The following is an 18,355-nucleotide window of genomic DNA, read 5'->3' on the forward strand; positions in this document are numbered from 1 at the left end:
GGCGGGGCGCGCGCGCGGGCCCGGGGGGGGGGGCCGCGCGGCTCTTCCCCGGGGCGGCGCCCGGCGCGCCCCCCCCCCACGACTGTTGAATCAGCCTTCGTCCTGCTCGTATTCCACGAAGACATCCAGCTCCAGCGCCAGTTCCTGCACGGCGTCACGCACGCGCTGGGCGCCGAGCGCGTTGCCCACTTCCACTTCCAGTTCGTGGGTACCCGGGCCGATGTCATCGGACAGCCCGGCCGAGCTGGAATCGTCGTCATCCATGTGCGGCATCAGGTCGTCGGTTTCCTCGACGTGTTCGATCCCCTCGATGCTCTGCAGCAGGTCGGTGATGGCACGTGCGTCGTCTTCGGTGCCGGTGATTCGCAGTCGCAACAGGGCCATGGGCTGGTCCTCGGGGAAAGGGACTCCAGCCTAGCCAGCGCGCGGAAAAGGTCGGGTGAGGATGCGTGTCGGGTCGGGGCGAGCGGTTCAGTCCTGCGTACGGTTCGCAGGGGGCAGGCCCAGCAGCTCGTCAGGCAGGGCCGGCAGCGGGGTGCGCTCATCCAGTGCTTCGCGCTTGAGCCAATCCATGAACGCCTGCGCGGTCGGGCTGAGCGGGCGGTGCTCGGCATGCACCACGTAGTAGGCGTAGCGCGCCTTGAGCACGGGACCGGGCAGACGCACCAGCTCGTAGCGCTGCAGATAGGGCTGTGCGATGTGCTTGCGCGCCAGCACTGCGCCGATGCCGTAGACCGCAGCGCGCATCGCATCGGTGCTGTCGCTGAAAGTGTGCAGTGAGGGCAGGTCCAGGCCGCGCACGCCAGCGGCGCGGAACCAGTCGCGCCAACCCTGCGGTGACATGTCGCTGAGCAGTGGCAGCGAAGCGATCTGCGCCGGGTCGCGCAGCGCCGATACCCCTGGCAGCGCCGGCGAGGCGACCGGGCAGAGTTCATCGTCCATCAGGTGATGCGCGGTCATGCCCGGCCACTGGCCCAGTCCATAGCGGATGCCCAGTTCCGGCCCCGTCTCGTCGAAGCGGACCAGCTCGGTACTGGTCTGCAGCTCGATACGCATGCGCGGATGCTGTTGGGTGAAGCGCGGCAGCCGTGGGATCAGCCAGCAGTACGACAGCGAGCGGATGGTGGTGACCCGCAGTGGCACGATGTCGGCCTGTGGATGCAGATTGCCTGCGACCGCATTGAGATCGCTGAGCGCGGCCGCCGCCGCATCGGCCAGCTGGCGTCCTTCGGCGGTCAGCCGCACGCCGCGCGCATGGCGCTGGAACAACAAGGTTCCAAGCAGCTCTTCCAGGCGGCGTACATGGTGGCTGACCGCACTGGCGGTGAGGTGCAGTTCCTGGGCGGCGTGGGCGAAGTTCTGGTGGCGCGCGGCAACCGCGAACACCCCCAGCGCAGGCAGCAGGGCGGGGCGAAGGATCATGCTCGAGACCCAAATCAGATTTGTGGCTTGCACGGATACTACGCGCTTGTGGGCGCGTGACGGCAGGCGGATGCTGTCGCCCTTCTCCCCCGGATTCACGCGCATGTTGCCGTCTCTTACCGCTTGCCTTGCGTGTCAGCCTTTCGCCGGAGGGCAGCCGTGAGCGGGGCGCCGCTGGCCGCAGGCACGGTCGAGCGCGATTGGCGCACGCCGCTGGAACTGACCGTGCTCGGTGCGATCTGGGGCTGCTCGTTCCTGTTCATGCGGGTGGCCGTGCCGGCCTTCGGACCTTACGCACTGGTGGAGGTGCGGCTGCTGCTCGGCGCGCTCGTGCTGCTGCCGTTCCTGTGGCAGGCGCGCGCACAGTTCCCGGCCCGACGCTGGCTGTGGCTGGCGCCGATCGGCCTGATCAATTCCGCCATCCCGTTCGTGCTGTTCGCCTGGGCTGCGCAACGCGCCCCGGCGGCGATCGGGGCGATCTGCAATGCGATGACCGTGCTGTTCGCCGCACTGATCGCCTTCCTGTTCTTCGGCGAGAAGATCGGCATGCGCCGCGCCATCGCCCTGCTCGTTGGCTTCGCCGGCGTGGTGGTGCTGGCCACGGCCAAAGTGTCCGGTCTGAGTGTCGGCGCGGCGGTGATCGCCGGTGCCTTGGCCGCGCTGTTGTATGGCCTGGGCGTCAACCTGGTGAAGCGCCACATGACCGGCCTGCCGCCGGCGGCCTCGGCCGGCGCCACGCTGGGCTGCGCGGCGATCCTGCTGCTGCCGATGGCGCTGACCCATTGGCCGACTGCCCCGATCCCGATGCTGTCCTGGGCCTGCGCGATTGCGCTCGGCGTGGTCTGCACCGGCCTGGCGTTCCTGATGTTCTACCGCCTGATCGCCCGTATCGGTCCGGCCCGCGCTTCGACCGTGACGTATCTGGTGCCGATGTTCGGCGCGCTGTTTGCCTGGTTGTTCCTGGGCGAACCGGTGACTGGAGCGATGGTGGTGGCGGGCGTACTGATTCTTGGCAGCGTGGCGGTGTCGCAGAAGCGATAAAGGTCGCTTCTGCGCAGGCGATCAGCCGGCCAGCGGCCGGCACTACCCGGACGTGCATGACCAACCCCATGCACGTTCAACCCGACGCTGGCTCGGCCTTACCGCACCGGTACCGGGATGTTGCACAGGTCGATGTGGCCGGCCGGGCGCTTGTAGAAATCATCGACGCGGTTGCGGCGCGCTTCGGTCGCATCGGCGAAGGTCCTGGAGTCGGTGCGCAGCACCTGCAGTGGGGGGCGCTGTGCGGCCGGGATATCGCTGGCCCGCTGGATCGACTGGATCGCCGTGCGCTGCGCTGGATCGGCGTAGAAGCCCATCGGCGCCGGGCCACGCGGCAGCGCGCTGAGCAGTTCCATGCCCTGCAGCACGCGACCGACCACGGTGATGTTGCGATCCAGCTGACGCGGCGACTGCCCGGTCACGACGTACAGTTCGGCACCGATGCTGCTGTCTTCCTCGTTGTTGCGGCCGGCGCCCAGCGCGCCATAGCAATGCGCCAGCCAGGTCTTGCCGTCCTTGCGATCCTGGCCCACCGGGAAGCCGTCGACGAAGCCGGTCTGGTCCGCCCAGCCATCACGGTCGGGCAGGAGGCTCACCTTCAGCCCCTTGCTGTCGCGCTGGAACTCGGCCGGGAGTTTGCGCTTTGCACTGCCAAGGGTTTTTGCCTTGGCCGCGTCATCCGCATCGGCATCGCCGAACTGCACCACGAAGTTGTCCTGCGCGCGGTAGATGCTCTCGCCATCCCAGAAGTGCTCGTGGGCCAGGGTCTGGATGTTGGCCACATGTTGCGGCGCGAACGCCGGGGCCAACTCGATGATGACGCGGCCGCCGGGCAGATTCATGTACAGCAGGTTGGCCGGGTCGGGCGTGCGCCAGTCGCTGTCCGGCGAGGCATCGAGGATCTGCTGCGGGCTGCGGTAAGGCGTGGCCGCGTTGGCAAGGCTGGGCAGCAGCACGCACGCCAGGGCGAGGGCGAGCAGGGCAGGACGACGTGACGACATGGCAGACCCGTTCAGGAAGGTAGTGCCCCGATTGTGCGCGAAGCACGCTCGTGGCGGCCAGTCGGGGGATGCCCAACCGGCACGGTGACTAACGACACATCCGCTATAGCGAAGTTCGGACTAGTGTGGACTCCACGCTAGCGGAGACCGCCATGAGCGACCACGAGGTCCACCTCAAGAAATTCCAGAAAGAGCTCAGCTCCGGCACGGTATCCCTGGCCTTGCTGGCGGTATTGGCCAAGGCCGGTGAGCCGCTGTATGGCTACCTGATCGCCAAGGAGCTCGAGCGGGTCGGCGAGGGCGTGCTGAGCGGCAAGCAGAGCGCGCTGTATCCGGTGCTGCGCAACCTGGAAGGGGCCGGGTTGCTGGAAAGCCATGTTGAACCGTCGGTGGCCGGCCCACCGCGCCGCTACTACCGCATCAATGACACGGGGCGTGAAGTGCTCAGCCAATGGACCGCCGCGTGGCGTGCCACCCGTGATTCCGTCGATTCCGTCCTGGAAGGGGTAACCGCATGAATATCGAATCCGTGGCCGGTCGGGCCTTGCCGACCACCATCCCGGCGTATCTGGCACAGCTGCGCGCGGCGCTGCACGACGCCGATCCGGCGATGGTGCAGGACGCCCTGTACGACGCCGAGGAATACCTGCGCTCGGAGCTGGCCGCACAGCCGGGCCGCAGCGAGGCCGAGGTGATCGCCGATGTGGCCGGCAGCTACGGTGCGCCGGAGGAAGTGGCCGAGATCTACCGCGAGACGGAAATTACCGTGAACCGCGCGCTGCGCACGCCGAGCGCGGGTGCTGCGCCGATCCGGCGTGCAGCGGCCACCAGCCCCGGCATCGCCTCGGTACCACCGCCGCAGGCGCCGCCCAAGCCACGCTCGGCCTTGTCCCGCTTCTTCGGTGTCGCCCTGGAGGCACGCACCTATGGCGCGCTGTTCTACATGCTGCTCTCGCTGGCCACAGGTACGTTCTTCTTCACTTGGGTGGTCACCGGTCTGTCGCTGTCGCTGGGCCTGATGGTGCTGATCATCGGCATTCCGGTGGCGGTGTTGTTCTTCGGCTCGGTGCGCGGTCTGTCGCTGCTGGAAGGGCGATTGGTCGAAGCCCTGCTCGGCGAGCGCATGCCGCGCCGGCCGACGTATTCCGACCGCAGCCGCAGCTGGCTGCAGCGCATCGGCGACATGTTCACCGATGGCCGCACCTGGCTGACCCTGCTGTACTTCGTGCTGATGCTGCCGCTGGGCATCATCTACTTCACGATCGCCACCACGCTGTTGTCGACCTCGATCGGTTTCATCTGGGCACCAGTGGCGGCGCTGTTCTCCAGCGGGTACGTGGGTATCCATCTCGACGGTGTCCAGATGCTGCCGATCTGGGTCACGCCGCTGCTGGCGATCATCGGTGTGCTGCTGCTGTTTGCGACGCTGCACCTGGCTCGCGGCATCGGTCACCTGCACGGGATGATGGCCAAGCACCTGCTGGTGCGGCTGTAACCCACGGCCACAGGTCGGAACCCGAGGATCCGGTAGTGCCGGCCGCTGGCCGGCTCTACCCATAGCGTAAGCCCCACGGTCGGGGCTCACGCCAAACGGTCGTCAGCCCGCTTTACGGCGCAACGGCGTCACGTTGCTCGCGATCTTCGCGGCCTTCTTCGGCTTGCTGGTCACGGTCTGCGCATGCGCCGCGAAGAAATCGCGCACCTTCGGATAGACAGTTTCGCGCCAGCGGCGGCCGCTGAAAATGCCGTAGTGGCCGGCGCCTTCGACGATGAAATGCTCGCGGTGCTCAGCCGGGATGCCGGTGCACAGGTCCTGCGCCGCTTCGGTCTGGCCCAGGCCGGCGATGTCGTCCAGCTCGCCTTCGATGCTCAGCAGCGCAGTGCCGGTGATCGCGCTGGGATCCACGCGTTCGCCCTGCACGTACCACTCGCCGCGCGGCAGCAGGAACTCCTGGAAGACCACGCGGATCGTGTCCAGGTAGTACTTGGCCGGCATGTCGAGCACCGCGTTGTACTCGTCGTAGAAACGACGGTGCGCGTCGGCATCTTCCATGTCGCCCTTGACCAGGTCGGCATAGAAATCCCAGTGCGAACTGAAGTGGCGGCTCGGGTTCATCGACAGGAACCCGGCGTGCTGCAGGAAGCCCGGGTACACGCGGCGGCCGGCACCCGGGAAGGTGGCGGGCACGGTGTGGATGACGTTGTTCTCGAACCACGACATCGGGTTCTGCGTGGCCAGGTTGTTGACCGCGGTCGGGCTGCAGCGCGCATCGATCGGCCCACCCATCATCACCAGCGAACGCGGCGTGGTTTCGCCACGGCTGGCCATCAGTGACACGGCGGCAAGCACCGGCACGGTCGGCTGGCAGACGCTGACCACGTGCAGCTTTTCCGCACCGAGGTGGCGGATGAATTCCTGCACATAGGCGATGTAGTCATCCAGCCCGAACTCACCTTCGCTGCCCGGCACCATGCGCGCATCGACCCAGTCGGTCACGTAGACGCGATGGTCGCGCAGCAGGGTGCGCACGGTATCGCGCAGCAACGTGGCGTGGTGGCCGGACAACGGCGCCACCACCAGCACGAACGGCTGGTTGAGCATGGTGTGCAGCTGGTCTGCTTCATTGCTGTGGCGCTTGAAGCGCAGCAGTTTGCAGAACGGCTTGCTGATCTCTTCGTGGACGACGATCGGCACGCGCTCGCCTTCGACGTCGATTTCGTTGATGCCCCATTCGGGCTTCTCGTAATCCTTGCCGATGCGGTGGAACAGCTCGTTCACAGCGGCCAGGCGATCCGCGCCGGGCATCTGCGACCACCAATGACCTTGATTGGCGAAGAACTTCGCGTTGGCCTGGGCCTGGTGCACCCACGGGGCGAGCAGGTTGCGGGTCAACTCATGCAGCTGATATAGCATGACGTCCAATATGTATGGTCTTATGTTGCCGCGCAGCATAGCGCACCCGTCGCGCGGGCGCGTTAATGCGGGGCCTGTCTCAATTGTTATCGAGACTCAGGGGTTGCCACGTTCCAGCGCGGCCGCATGCCCGGCCAGCGCCGGAGACAGCCAGCAGTGCGAACCCAGCGCGGTGAACCCCACGCGCTTGAGCTGGCTGCGGTACCAGCGCGCCGGGCGCGGCTGGAAGCCTTCGTGGTCGCCATCGAAGTCATCCTCGGCGGTGAATGCCTCCAGGAAGGCCACGCCGGCGGTCAGCTCGGCAAAGCCTTCCAGTGCCGGGCGCAGCTCGCGGCTGGGCACGTAGTGCATCACGTCCGAGCAGATCAGCAGATCAACCGGTGCGCACGGGCGCAGCCAAGCGAAATCGCCGACCTTGGCCGGGTGCAGGTTGCGGCTGCGGCCGTAGCGGTGGACGGCGTAGTCGCTGCTGTCGAAGCCCAGGTACTGCACGCGCGGGCGCAGCTTGAGCAGCGGGGCTCGCCACGCACCTTCGCCGCAGCCGATGTCCAGCACGCTGCGGATCGGACGTTCCAGGTAGTACTCGGCGCTGGCCACGGCGAGCGCCACCTTGCGCGCGAGGCGCGCGGCGCCACCGGTCTGGTCAGGCTGGTACCAGCGCTGGAAGTAAGCGGCGTCGTAGGTCTTGTCCATGGAAAATGTGCGCGTCGGTGAAAGCGGCGCTTATCGTACGGTGTGGGGCACGCGGATGCGCGGTTGAGGTGTGGCGATTGGTCGCGCCAGCCCCCATGGGGTGGTTCTACAGGGCATGCGAGAATGGCGGCCAACCCATGCCAGCCGCCGGAGCAAGCACATGCAGTCCTACTACTGGGTCAAGACCTTCCACCTGTTGTTCGTGGTGGCGTGGATGGCGGCGGTGTTCTATCTGCCGCGGATCCTGGTCAATCTCAGCGAGACCGCCGGCCAGCTGCCGGTGACCGAGCGCCTGCAGCTCATGGGCCTGCGCCTGTACAGGTTCGGCCACATGATGTTCGGCCTGGCGCTGATCCTGGGCGTGGTGCTGTGGCTGGGCTACCGCGTGATTCCGGATTTCCCCACCATGGTCGCCCCCGGTGCGGCGGGCTGGCTGCATGCCAAGCTCGGCCTGGTGGTGCTGCTGCTGGTGTATTACTCGTGGACCGGGCGGTTGCTGAAGGGCGCGGTGAAGGGCAAGGTCCTACCGTCCTCGCGCGCGCTGCGCTGGTTCAACGAACTGCCGCTGGTGCTGTTCATCGGGGTGGTCTGGCTGGTGATCGCCAAGCCGTTCTGAAAAAAAAGCCGGGCGCTCGCGCGTCCGGCTTTTTCGTTTACACCGCAGCCTGATCAGGCGACTTCGTAGGTGCCGTAGCTGCGCAGGCGCTCGTAACGCTTCTGCAGCAGCACATCGACCGGCAGCGCCTCCAGCACGTCCAGCTCGTTGAGCAGCACGGCCTTGAGGCGCTTGGCCATCTGGTTCGGGTTGCGGTGAGCACCACCGGTCGGCTCGCGCACGACCTTGTCCACCAGGCCCAGGCCCTTCAGGCGCGGGGCGGTCAGGCCGAGCTGTTCGGCGGCGTCCTTGGCCTTCGCCGGGTCCTTCCACAGGATCGAGGCACAGCCTTCCGGGCTGATGGTCGAGTACACGCTGTATTCCAGCATCACGGTACGGTCGCCCACGCCCAGCGCCAATGCGCCGCCCGAGCCGCCTTCACCGATCACGGTGCAGACCACCGGCACCTTCAGTTCGGCCATTTCCATCAGGTTGCGCGCGATCGCTTCGGACTGGCCGCGCGATTCGGCGTCGATGCCCGGCCACGCGCCGGCGGTGTCGATCAGGGTCAGCACCGGCAGGCCGAAGCGCTCGGCCATCTTCATCAGGCGCAGCGCCTTGCGGTAGCCCTCCGGCTTGGGCATGCCGAAGTTGCGCTTGATCTTTTCCTTGGTGTCGCGGCCCTTCTGATGGCCGATCAGCATCACCGAGCGGCCACCGATGCGGGCCAGGCCGCCGATGATCGCCTTGTCGTCGGCGAAGGCGCGGTCGCCGGCCAGTTCCTGGAACTCATCGCAGATGATGCGGATGTAGTCCTCGGTGTAAGGGCGGGACGGATGGCGGGCCAGCTGCAGCACCTGCCAGGAGGTCAGGTTGCGGAAGATCTGCGCGGTGCGCACCCGCAGCTTGTCCCGCAGGGCATGCACCTCGGCCTCGACATTGACCGCAGGTCCGGCGCTGGCGCTGCGCAGTTCCTGGATCTTCGCCTCCAGATCAGCGATGGGTTGCTCGAAGTCGAGGTAGTTCGGATTCATCGGAAACCGTCGTGAAGAAAAGAGGGAAAGTGTAGCCGAATGCGCCCAAAAGCCCCGTACGCCGTCGTCTGGAAACCGACGGTAGCGCAGCGGGGCCGGAGGCGCCAGTCAGCTCAGGGGACGACCAGCGCCGCGCTGCCCATCAGCGTGCTGCGGGTCTTGACGAAGGTGTTGTAGCCCTCGTTGGCCTCCTTGGGCAGGCCCGAGCCCAGCCGCGCGGTGGCGGCGGTGAACGCCATCTGCGCCTGGAAGGCCTCCTGCTGGAGCTGCAGCTGCGCATCGGCAGAGGTGGCGTGCAGGTAGCGGGTGTACAGCTCGCGCAGCGGACCGGCATGGACTTCGAAGGCCGGATCCAGCGCCGGCAGGGCAGCTGGGGCCGCCTCCAGCGTGTAGGCGGGTGCCACGTAGCCCTTGGGCTGCTGGCGCGCGTAGGCGCCGGGCTGGCCCATGCCTGCTTCAACGTACGCGATGAAATCCGGGGCGGTGAAGATCTTGGCGTTGATCCGGCCGCCGCTGGCGTCCACGTGGGCCACGGTCTGCACCTCCGGGAACGGCTCGCGGACGCCGAAGCTCCAGGCCTGGTCGATGAACAGGTCATGGGTGGTCTGGTACGGGCCTTCGAACGTCACGCCGCCCAGCTCGATCTGGTTCTTCAGGCTGCCGAAGTGCTGCAGCTTGTCTTCACCGGTGACGTAGATCTCGTTGGCGATCACGTACTCGGCCAAGGTCGGGTTGATCAAGCCACCCTTGCCGCTGGCGTAGACGATGAAACGCACGTCACCGAGCTGCTCGGTCTGCAGATGATGCTCACCCGGCTTGAGCTTGATCGGGCGCGAGGCATGCGCGGCGATCGGCAGTTCATTGCCATCGATGCGCAGGGTCAGCGGGGTGGCACCCGGGTTGTCGATCTCGAAGGTCTGGGCGGGGCTGGAGCAGCCGGTGAGGGCAATCGCTGCACTCAGCAGCACGGCAAAACGCTTGATCAAAACAGAACACCTGTGTTGCAACAGAAAAAAGGATCAGTTCGCCCACGGCGGGCTGTAGCGCACTTTCACCGTGCGCACCGCGGGATCGGCGCGCAGCGCGTCCACCAGCTGGCTGTCCACGCGCACGGCGATGTCACCGGCAACGTCGAGCATGCCGGCCACCGGGCCCTGTTCCGAGCCGAGCAGCAGGTCCAGGCGCAGCGGTGTGCGGCCGGGGCGATGGCGGTCGAGCAGGGCGTTGACGCGGTTCCACACCGCACCGTCCTGGCGCAGGTCCACCCGCAGCGACAGCCGCGTGGCGTAGTTGGCGCAGATGTCTTCGTAATCCCAGACCTGGCGGATGCGCAGCGCATAGCCGCCGTTGAACTCGTCCTCGCGCAGGCCGCCCTTGACCACCAGGATGCGGTCCTTGGTCATCAGGTGGCCGAACTCGGCCAGGCCATCGGTGAAGGCGCTGCATTCCACGCGGCCCTTGCCGTCTTCAAGCTGCATGAAAATCTGGCTTTCGCCCTTGCGGCGCACGCCGACCACCAGGCCGGCCAGGATCACCGGCGTTTCCTGGCGCCAGGCGCGCTTCTCGCCGTCCTTGCTCGGGCGTGCCGGCGGGATCAGCTTTTCCAGCTTGCCCAGGTCGGTGCCGACCAGTTCCTTGACGTCATCGGCGTAGGGATCGAACGGGTGACCGCTGAGGTAGAAGCCCAGCGTTTCGCGCTCGCCTTCCAGCAACTGGCCCAGCGCCCACTCGTTGGCTTCGGGCAGTTCCAGCTGCATCGCGGTGCTGACCGGATCGGGTGCGCCGAACAGCGAGTTCTGGCCGGAGGCCTTCTCGCGCGCCATCTGGTCGGTGGCCTTGAGCACTTCGGGCAGCTGCAGCATCAGCGAGGCGCGGTTCTTGCCGAGCCCGTCCATCGCGCCGCAGTTGATCATCGCTTCTAGCGTGCGGCGGTTGAGCTTGCCCGATTCGGCACGCATGCAGAAATCCAGCAGCGACGCATAACGGCCGCCCCGCTGGCGCTCTTCCACGATCGCTTCGCAGGCACCCTGGCCGACGCCCTTGATCGCACCCAGGCCGTACACGATGGTGTCGGCGCTGGAGGCTTCGAACATGTACGCCGATTCGTTCACGCGCGGCGGCAGCACGGTCAGCCCGAGGTTGCGCACTTCGGCGAGGAAGCCGACCACTTTGTCGGTGTTGTCCATGTCCGAGGACAGCGTCGCGGCCATGAACTCGGCCGGGTAATGACGCTTGAGCCAGGCGGTCTGGTAGCTGACCAGCGCGTAGGCGGCGGCGTGCGACTTGTTGAAGCCGTAGCCGGCGAACTTCTCCATCAGGTCGAAGATCGCGTCGGCCTTGGCTTCGACGACACCGTCCTTGGCCGCACCTTCGCGGAAGATCTCGCGGTGCTTGGCCATTTCGGCCGGCACCTTCTTGCCCATCGCGCGGCGCAGCAGATCGGCACCACCCAGCGAGTAGCCGCCGACGATCTGCGCCATCTGCATCACCTGCTCCTGGTACACCATGATGCCGTAGGTGTCTTTCAGGATCGCTTCGGTGCGCGGATCGGGATAGATGATCTCTTCCTGCCCGTGCTTACGCGCGTTGAAGGAAGGAATCAGGTCCATCGGGCCGGGGCGGTACAGCGACACCAGCGCGATGAGATCTTCGAAGCGGTCAGGGCGCGCGTCTTTCAGCAGGCGGCGCATGCCCGAGGATTCGAACTGGAACACCGCACCGGTATTGCCGTTGGCGAAGATGTCCTTGTAGGTGGGCACGTCATCCAGCGGCAGCGCGGTGATGTCCACCGGCGGAATGCCGGCGCGCTCGTGCCGCTTGTTGATCGCCTTGACTGCCCAGTCGATGATCGTCAGCGTGCGCAGGCCAAGGAAGTCGAACTTCACCAGGCCGATTTCTTCGACGTCGTTCTTGTCGAACTGGGTGACCGGGTTGCGGCCGCGGCCGCCTTCGTCATGTTCGGCGAACAGCGGGCAGAATTCGGCCAGCGGCTCGGGCGCGATCACCACGCCACCGGCATGCTTGCCGGCGTTGCGGGTGAGGTCTTCGAGCTGGCGCGCCAGATCGATCAGGTCGCGGACATCGTCTTCGTTCTGGTAGCGCTGGATCAATTCCGGCGAGGCCATTTCCGAATCCTTGCCTTCGCCCATCGCATCCTTGAGCGAGATGCCCAGGATGTTGGGGATCAGCTTGGAGACGCCGTCGACCAGGCCGTACGGGAAGCCCAGCACGCGGCCGGAATCGCGCACCACCGCCTTGGCCGCCATGGTGCCGTAGGTGATGATCTGGCTGACGCGGTCGCGTCCGTATTTACGCGCGACGTAGTCGATGACTTCGTCGCGGCGGTCCATGCAGAAGTCGATGTCGAAGTCGGGCATCGACACGCGTTCGGGGTTGAGGAACCGCTCGAACAGCAGGTTGTACGGGATCGGATCCAGATCGGTGATCTGCAGCGCCCAGGCTACCAGCGAGCCGGCACCGGAACCGCGGCCGGGGCCGATCGGAATGCCCTGGTTCTTTCCCCACTGGATGAAGTCGGCCACGATCAGGAAGTAGCCGGGGAAGCCCATCTTGATGATGGTGGCCAGTTCGAATTCGAGCCGCTCGAAATAGTCGGCGCGGGTCTTGCCCGGCGCCAGCGGATTCTTTTCGAGGCGGGCTTCCAGGCCCTTGCGCGATTCGCTGCAGATCCAGCTGTCGAGGGTTTCTTCCTCGGGCACCGGATAGTTGGGCAGGAAGTAGGTGCCCAGGCGCATCTCGATGTTGCAGCGTTCGGCCAGCGCCAGCGTGTTGTCGATCGCGTCGGGGATGTCGGCAAACAGCGCGCACATGTCCTCGGCGGACTTGAGGTACTGCTGGTCGCTGTAGTCGCGCGGGCGCTTGGGGTCGTCCAGCACGCGGCCGGAGGAGATGCACACGCGCGCTTCGTGGGCGTTGAAGTCTTCCGGCTGGAGGAAGCGCACGTCGTTGCTGGCGATCACCGGCAGGCCGCGCTGGCCGGCGGCCTGCAGGGCGAACTGGTTGAAGGCTTCTTCGCCATCGCGGCCGGTGCGGGTCAGCTCCAGGTGCAGGCCATCACCGAACACGCGCTGCCAGTCGGCGAGCTGTTGCTCGGCCAGGTCATGGCGGCCGTCGCCGGCGAGACGGCCGGCGAGACTGTCGCGGCCGGCCAGTGCGAACAGGTTGTGGCAGCCGGCTTTGAGCCAGTCCGGGTGGACGGCGACGCCGCCTTCGGGGCGATGGCCTTCCATCCAGGCGCGGGTCAGCAGCCTGGAGAGGCTGAGGTAGCCTTCGCGGTCGCGGCAGAGCAGGGTCATGCGCCAGGGCGTCATGCCTTCTTCGGCGATCATGATGTCCGCGCCGGCGATGGGCTTGATGCCCACGGTTTCGGCGGCTTTGTAGAACTTGACCAGCGCGAACAGGTTGTTGAGATCCGTCACTGCCAGTGCGGGCAGTTTCAGTTCGACCGCGCGGCTGAGCAGGTTGGCCTGCTTGGCTTTTTTCGGGTCAGCCTGATCCGGCTTCGCCGGGACACGGATGGTCGAATCCGCCAGCGAAAATTCGGTGTGGACGTGGAGATGTACGAAACGGGAAGTGGACATGCCGAACCAATGTGATGCCCGGTCAGGGTAGCGGTGGCGGGGGGCGCTAACAAGGCTTGACAGGGGTGTTGCGGGGGCGCGGGTTGGCGGTGGGGTTCAGGTTTCTTGAGGCGGTTGCAGCGGTTGCAGCGGTTGCAGCGGTTGCGGGGTTTGGCGTTGGTGAAGCAAGTGCAGGAGCGGTGGGCTCTGTGGTGCTGCGGGCTGGGGCGGCGGGGGCAGAGTCGCGGGACGCGCTGTGAATACATCCCTGTAAGCTCGTAGGCAGCATCCATGCTGCCTAACGGTCCCGCGCCTCTACCCCCGCCACCCCTTTGAAACATGGCCGGTGCGTTGGGGCAGGCGACAGCGCTCCTTCGACAGATAGCCGGTTCGTTGGGGTGAGCAACAGCCGATCCTTCGAGAGGGTGCTGGTGCGCAGAGGCAGGCAACCGTCATCCTTCGAGAGACATCTGGTACACGGGAGCGAGCAACCGCCAAGCTTTCGACATCGTTGATGCGGACGAGCTGACAATCGCCGTGTGCTGAGGGGTGTCATGCCGTGCCGGGCGGTGCCCAGCCATTGCAGCGCTCAGGCGGGGAGGGGGCTGGGTTCGGGTTCCAGGCAGGCGCGGACGGGGGCGAAGCTGCGGCGGTGCTGGGGGCAGGGGCCGTGGTTGCGCAGGGCGGCGAGGTGGGCGGGGGTGCCGTAGCCTTTGTGCTGGTCGAAGCCGTATTCGGGGTGGGCGTCGTGCAGGGTCTGCATGAAGCGGTCGCGGCTGACTTTGGCGAGGATCGAGGCGGCCATGATGGCGCGGTCGAGGGCGTCGCCGCCGATCAGGGCCTGGGCCGGGCAGGGCAGGCCTTTGGGGACGACGTTGCCGTCGATGCGGGCGAACTGGGCGACGTGGGCGACGCCTTCGACCGCGCGGCGCATGCCGAGCATGGTGGCCTGGTAGATGTTGAGGGCGTCGATTTCGCTGACGTCCACCATCACCACGTGCCAGGCCAGGGCGCGGTCCAGGATTTTGTCGTAGAGCTGGTCGCGGCGGGCGGCGGTGAGTTGCTTGGAGTCGTCCAGGCCGTTCAGGCGCGGTCGGTCGGGGCAGAACACCACGGCGGCGACGGCGACCGGGCCGGCCAGCGGGCCGCGTCCGGCTTCATCCACGCCGGCCACGTAGCGCGGGGCGACGGTGGCCAGAGCGGCGCCGTCGAACAGGGCCAGTGACGCGGCGGCGGCGTGGCGGCGGCTCATGCGGCGCGACCGTTGCCCGTGGTGCGTTCGAGCAGATCGGTGACAGCATCGGCGGCACGTGCGGAGGCGTCGCGGCGCAGTTGCAGGTGCAGGCGTTCATAAGTGTCCTGCAGGTCGATCACGCGCTGGGGGTGGTCGAACCACTGCAGGATGGCGGCGGCCAGTTTGTCCGGGGTGCAGTCGTGCTGCATCAGCTCGGGGGCAAGATCCTTGCCGGCCAGGATGTTGGGCAGGGCGAAGCGGTCGACCTTGAGCAGGCCCAGCGCCTTGACGATGCGGTAGGTGAGTTCGGCCACGCGGTAGCCGACCACCATCGGGCGTTTGACCAGCATCGTCTCCAGCGTCGCGGTGCCGGAGGCGAGCACAACCACGTCGGCGGCGATCATCGCGGTGCGGGCGTTGCCGTCAAGCAGGTGCGAATGCGCAACCGGCAGCGCCGAGGCGGAGAGTTGCTCGCTGATCAACTGGCGGCAGGCGGCGTTGGCCGCCGGGACCACCACGTGCAGGCCGGGGATGCGTTCGGAGACCTGCCAGGCCGCTTCGAAGAACGGTTCGCCGAGTTTGCTGATTTCCCCCAGACGACTGCCGGGCAGTACCGCCAGCACCTTCGCGTTGGAGGGCAGGCCGAGCTCGGCACGTGCCTGTTCGCGGTCGTTGTGCAGGGGGATGTCATCGGCCATCGGGTGCCCGACGAAGCGGGCGTCGATACCGTGCTTGGCGTAGATCGGTGGTTCCATCGGGAACAGGCACAGCACCAGGTCGGCGCTGGCCCCGATCTTCTCGGCACGTTTTTCGCGCCAGGCCCAGACCGAGGGGCTGACGTAATGGACGGTGCGGATGCCGCGTTCTTTCAGCCAGCGCTCGACGCCGAGGTTGAAGTCGGGCGCGTCGATGCCGATGAACACGTCCGGCTGCCACTCCAGCGCACGCGCGCGGAACTCGCGGCGCAGTTTGAGCAGACGCGGCAGGTGGCGCAGGATTTCGGTCAGGCCCATCACCGCCAGTTCGCTGGCATCGAACCAGGTCTGGCAGCCGGCGCTGCGCATGGCATCGCCGCCGATGCCGGCGAATTCGGCATTCGGGAAGCGCAGGCGCAGTTCGCGGATCAGGCCGGCACCGAGCAGATCGCCGGAGGCTTCGCCGGCCACCAGTGCGATGCGCACCGGCCGGTCGGAGGTGCGCAGCGCCAGCGTCTGTTCGACGCTGGTCGCCATCGCAGCGAGCGGAATGATCTCGGCGGTCGTCATGCCCGGGGTGTGCCCGCCTGGACCCGTCATCGCAGCAAGGGCCTCTCGGCGCTTTCGATGAAGTCCAGCAGGTCCTTCACGTCGGCGCTCTGGCTGGCCTGCTCGGCCAGCTGCACCTTGGCTTCGGCCAGCGGCAGGCCGGCCACGTACAGGGTGCGGTAAGCGCGTTTGATGCTGGCGATGCGCTCGGCATCGAAGCCGCGACGCTTGAGGCCTTCGCTGTTGATGCCGCGCGGGCGGCCCAGGCTGTCGCTGCCGACCATGGTGAACGGCGGAACGTCGCCATTGGTCAACGCGCCCATGCCGAGGAAAGCGTGGGCACCGATGCGGCAGAACTGGTGGGCACCGGCGAAGCCGCTGATGATCACGTAGTCGCCCACGGTGACGTGGCCGGCCAGCGTGGTGTTGTTGGAGAACACGCAGTGGTTGCCGACGTGGCAGTCATGCGCCACGTGCGTGTAGGCCAGCATCCAGTTGTCGTTGCCGACCGTGGTGATGCCGCCACCACCGGCGGTGCCGCGGTTGATGGTGACGAATTCGCGGATGACGTTGTCATCACCGATCACCAGTTCCGTGCGTTCGGCCTTGTACTTCTTGTCCTGCGGCTCGCCACCGATCGCGGCGTGGCCGATGAAACGGTTGTTGCGGCCGATCCGGGTCGGGCCATGGATGGAGCAGTGCGGACCGATCTCGGTACCGGCACCGATCTCCACGTCCGCACCGATCAGGCAGAACGCACCCACGCGCACATCCGCAGCCAGCGTCGCCGACGGGTCGATGACCGCGGTGGGGTGGATGAGAGGGGCGTTGTCACTCATTGCAGATCTCCTGCCTGGATCATTCGCGGGTGCCGGCGCACAGCACTTCGGCGCAGGCGACGATTTCGCCATCGACCTTGGCCACGCAGTCGTACACCGCCATGTTGCGGATCACGCGCTTGATCTCCACGTGCATTTCCAGCACATCGCCGGGCACGACCTGCTTGCTGAAACGGGCCTTGTCCACCTTGACCATGTAGAACAGCTTGGACTGCGCATCGCGGCCAAGGGTGAGCTGGGTGAGCACGCCGCCGGCCTGGGCCATGGCTTCAATGATCAGCACGCCGGGCATGATCGGCTGGCCCGGGAAGTGGCCCTGGAAGAACGGCTCGTTGATGCTGACGTTCTTGGTGGCAACGATCTTCCGGTTCTCGAAATCGAGCGAGATCACCTTGTCCACCAGCAGGAACGGATAGCGGTGCGGGATCAACTGCTGGATCTGGTTGATGTCCGGCAGATTCTGGTTGTTGCTCATTCCTTCTCCTTGCTCACAGACAGGATGCGCCGGGCGAGCGCATCGAGCTGCTTGAAGCGCGCGGCATTTTTACGCCACGTGCGGTTGTCGGTCAGTGGGGTGCCGGAGGAATACTCGCCCGGCTCATGAATGGAGTTGCGCACCACCGATTTGCCGGTGATGACGACCTTGTCGCAGATTTCGAGGTGACCGACGACGCCGACGGCGCCGCCCAGCAGGCAGTAGCGGCCGATCTTGGCGCTGCCGGCGATGCCGGTGCAGCCGGCGATGGCCGAGTGGGCGCCGATCTGGACGTTGTGGGCGACCTGCACGAGGTTGTCCAGGCGCACGTCGTTTTCGAGCACGGTGTCTTCCAGCGCGCCGCGATCCACGCAGGTGTTCGCGCCGATTTCGCAGTCGTCGCCGATGCGCACGCCGCCGAGCTGGGGCACCTTGATCCAGTGGCCGGCATCCATGGCCAGGCCGAAGCCGTCGGCACCGAGCACGGCACCGGGATGGATACGCACGCGCTTGCCGAGCTTGACGCGGGTGACCAGGGTGACGCGGGCGATCAGTTCGCAGCCGGTATCCAGGGTGCAGTCTTCGCCGATGATGCTGCCGGGGCCGACGATGCAGTTCTCACCGACAACGCTGCGGGCGCCGATGGTGACGAACGGGCCGATGTGGGCGCTGGCAGCGACCTGGGCGTCCGGATCGATGCAGGCACTGGGGTGGATGCCCGGCGCACGCGGCGGTGCGATGTCGAACAGGGCGGCGATCTTGGCGAAGGTGGTGTACGGGTCCTTGGCGACCAGGGCGGCGCCCGGCGCGGCCTCGGCATCCTCGGCGCGCAGCACGACGATGGCCGCCTGGCTGTCGGCCAGCTGCGCGCGGTAGCGCGGATTGGCCAGGAAGGTGAGCTGGCCGGGGCCGGCATGGGCGAGCGTAGCCACGCCATGGATGGCGGTGCTGCCATCACCATGGACCTGCAGGCCAAACTGCTCGGCGAGTTGCTGGGCGGTATAGGTAGGAGTGTTCACCGGGGGAGTTTACCGTGTGATGCCGAAACGGTCATGCGGGGCGGGGGTTTTGGGTGTGCTGGTCGGTTTTTTACGGCTCGGCGCTTTGGTTGCTATCGCGCGGGGTCATGGCGGGCAGCCCCGTCCAGGACGCGCCGTAAACCCATCCTTGGGGGCTCGTGGGCCGGATCCATGGGGCCCAACCGTCCAGGCCATGGCGGCCCGCCACGACCCCCCACCGTTCAACGCGCGCGCTGCATGGTAGTGGGGGGCCATGGGACCCAA

The 18,355-nt window shown here is 66.7% G+C and carries 16 protein-coding genes and 1 pseudogene; 4 read left to right on the forward strand and 13 right to left on the reverse strand.

Going from position 1 to position 18,355, the window contains the following annotated elements; all coding sequences use genetic code 11:
* Window positions 1–90 precede the first annotated feature (90 nt).
* Together ABE464_RS18860 and ABE464_RS18865 are read right to left on the reverse strand one after the other, a co-directional pair.
* The gene (locus tag ABE464_RS18860) at window positions 91–384 is read right to left on the reverse strand and encodes a hypothetical protein (protein ID WP_019184421.1); all 294 of its coding nucleotides are present in this window, start codon (window positions 382–384) and stop codon (window positions 91–93) included.
* 87 nt (window positions 385–471) lie between these two features.
* Window positions 472–1,422: a LysR substrate-binding domain-containing protein gene (locus tag ABE464_RS18865; RefSeq protein ID WP_346473182.1), complete on the reverse strand. Its 951-nt coding sequence runs from the start codon at window positions 1,420–1,422 to the stop codon at window positions 472–474.
* Between the two features lie 159 nt (window positions 1,423–1,581).
* On the opposite strand from ABE464_RS18865, the gene ABE464_RS18870 reads away from it, so the two are divergent.
* Window positions 1,582–2,463, forward strand: a complete 882-nt coding sequence (locus ABE464_RS18870) for a DMT family transporter (protein ID WP_346473183.1) — start codon at window positions 1,582–1,584, stop codon at window positions 2,461–2,463.
* 98 nt (window positions 2,464–2,561) lie between these two features.
* On the opposite strand, the gene ABE464_RS18875 is transcribed toward ABE464_RS18870, so the two are convergent.
* Entirely contained in the window at window positions 2,562–3,464 is a 903-nt protein-coding gene (locus ABE464_RS18875) for a peptidylprolyl isomerase (protein WP_346473184.1), read from the reverse strand.
* A gap of 152 nt (window positions 3,465–3,616) precedes the next feature.
* Here ABE464_RS18875 and ABE464_RS18880 point away from each other — a divergent pair, with 152 nt between their 5' ends.
* The gene (locus ABE464_RS18880; RefSeq protein ID WP_121041452.1) at window positions 3,617–3,982 is read left to right on the forward strand and encodes a PadR family transcriptional regulator; all 366 of its coding nucleotides are present in this window, start codon (window positions 3,617–3,619) and stop codon (window positions 3,980–3,982) included.
* Window positions 3,979–4,959: a sensor domain-containing protein gene (locus ABE464_RS18885; RefSeq protein WP_346473185.1), complete on the forward strand. Its 981-nt coding sequence runs from the start codon at window positions 3,979–3,981 to the stop codon at window positions 4,957–4,959. The genes ABE464_RS18880 and ABE464_RS18885 overlap by 4 nt, the downstream gene beginning before the upstream one ends.
* A 102-nt stretch (window positions 4,960–5,061) precedes the next feature.
* Here the strand turns inward: ABE464_RS18885 and phaZ are convergent, their stop codons facing one another.
* Window positions 5,062–6,417: a polyhydroxyalkanoate depolymerase gene (phaZ, locus tag ABE464_RS18890; protein WP_346473186.1), complete on the reverse strand. Its 1,356-nt coding sequence runs from the start codon at window positions 6,415–6,417 to the stop codon at window positions 5,062–5,064.
* 57 nt (window positions 6,418–6,474) lie between these two features.
* Window positions 6,475–7,071: a class I SAM-dependent methyltransferase gene (locus ABE464_RS18895; RefSeq protein WP_346473187.1), complete on the reverse strand. Its 597-nt coding sequence runs from the start codon at window positions 7,069–7,071 to the stop codon at window positions 6,475–6,477.
* 160 nt (window positions 7,072–7,231) lie between these two features.
* Between ABE464_RS18895 and ABE464_RS18900 the strand changes: the two genes are divergently transcribed.
* Entirely contained in the window at window positions 7,232–7,687 is a 456-nt protein-coding gene (locus tag ABE464_RS18900; protein ID WP_346473188.1) for a CopD family protein, read from the forward strand.
* 53 nt (window positions 7,688–7,740) lie between these two features.
* Here the strand turns inward: ABE464_RS18900 and ABE464_RS18905 are convergent, their stop codons facing one another.
* The 8 genes and pseudogenes from ABE464_RS18905 to lpxD form a co-directional block, all read right to left on the reverse strand.
* Entirely contained in the window at window positions 7,741–8,700 is a 960-nt protein-coding gene (locus ABE464_RS18905) for an acetyl-CoA carboxylase carboxyltransferase subunit alpha (protein WP_346473189.1), read from the reverse strand.
* Between the two features lie 113 nt (window positions 8,701–8,813).
* Complete coding sequence (locus ABE464_RS18910; protein WP_346473190.1) at window positions 8,814–9,686, reverse strand: hypothetical protein; 873 nt, start codon at window positions 9,684–9,686, stop codon at window positions 8,814–8,816.
* 33 nt (window positions 9,687–9,719) lie between these two features.
* Window positions 9,720–13,301 carry a DNA polymerase III subunit alpha gene (dnaE, locus tag ABE464_RS18915; RefSeq protein ID WP_346473191.1) on the reverse strand — a complete coding sequence of 1,194 codons (3,582 nt, stop codon included), beginning with the start codon at window positions 13,299–13,301 and terminating at the stop codon, window positions 9,720–9,722.
* Between the two features lie 568 nt (window positions 13,302–13,869).
* Entirely contained in the window at window positions 13,870–14,532 is a 663-nt protein-coding gene (locus ABE464_RS18920; protein WP_346473192.1) for a ribonuclease HII, read from the reverse strand.
* Window positions 14,529–15,701: pseudogene (gene lpxB / locus ABE464_RS18925) on the reverse strand (lipid-A-disaccharide synthase); the annotation flags it as partial. The pseudogene lpxB and the gene ABE464_RS18920, both read right to left, overlap by 4 nt.
* Window positions 15,702–15,805: 104 nt before the next feature.
* Window positions 15,806–16,597 carry an acyl-ACP--UDP-N-acetylglucosamine O-acyltransferase gene (gene lpxA / locus ABE464_RS18930; RefSeq protein ID WP_346473193.1) on the reverse strand — a complete coding sequence of 264 codons (792 nt, stop codon included), beginning with the start codon at window positions 16,595–16,597 and terminating at the stop codon, window positions 15,806–15,808.
* A 19-nt stretch (window positions 16,598–16,616) separates the two neighbouring features.
* On the reverse strand, window positions 16,617–17,072 hold the full coding sequence (gene fabZ / locus ABE464_RS18935; protein ID WP_019184406.1) for a 3-hydroxyacyl-ACP dehydratase FabZ: 456 nt from the start codon (window positions 17,070–17,072) through the stop codon (window positions 16,617–16,619).
* Window positions 17,069–18,091 carry a UDP-3-O-(3-hydroxymyristoyl)glucosamine N-acyltransferase gene (gene lpxD / locus ABE464_RS18940; protein ID WP_313210849.1) on the reverse strand — a complete coding sequence of 341 codons (1,023 nt, stop codon included), beginning with the start codon at window positions 18,089–18,091 and terminating at the stop codon, window positions 17,069–17,071. Before lpxD ends, fabZ begins: the two co-directional genes overlap by 4 nt.
* Window positions 18,092–18,355 lie beyond the last annotated feature (264 nt).

It is taken from the genome of Stenotrophomonas sp. TWI587 (genome assembly GCF_039674145.1).
Classification (GTDB): Bacteria; Pseudomonadota; Gammaproteobacteria; order Xanthomonadales; family Xanthomonadaceae; genus Stenotrophomonas; species Stenotrophomonas maltophilia_AY.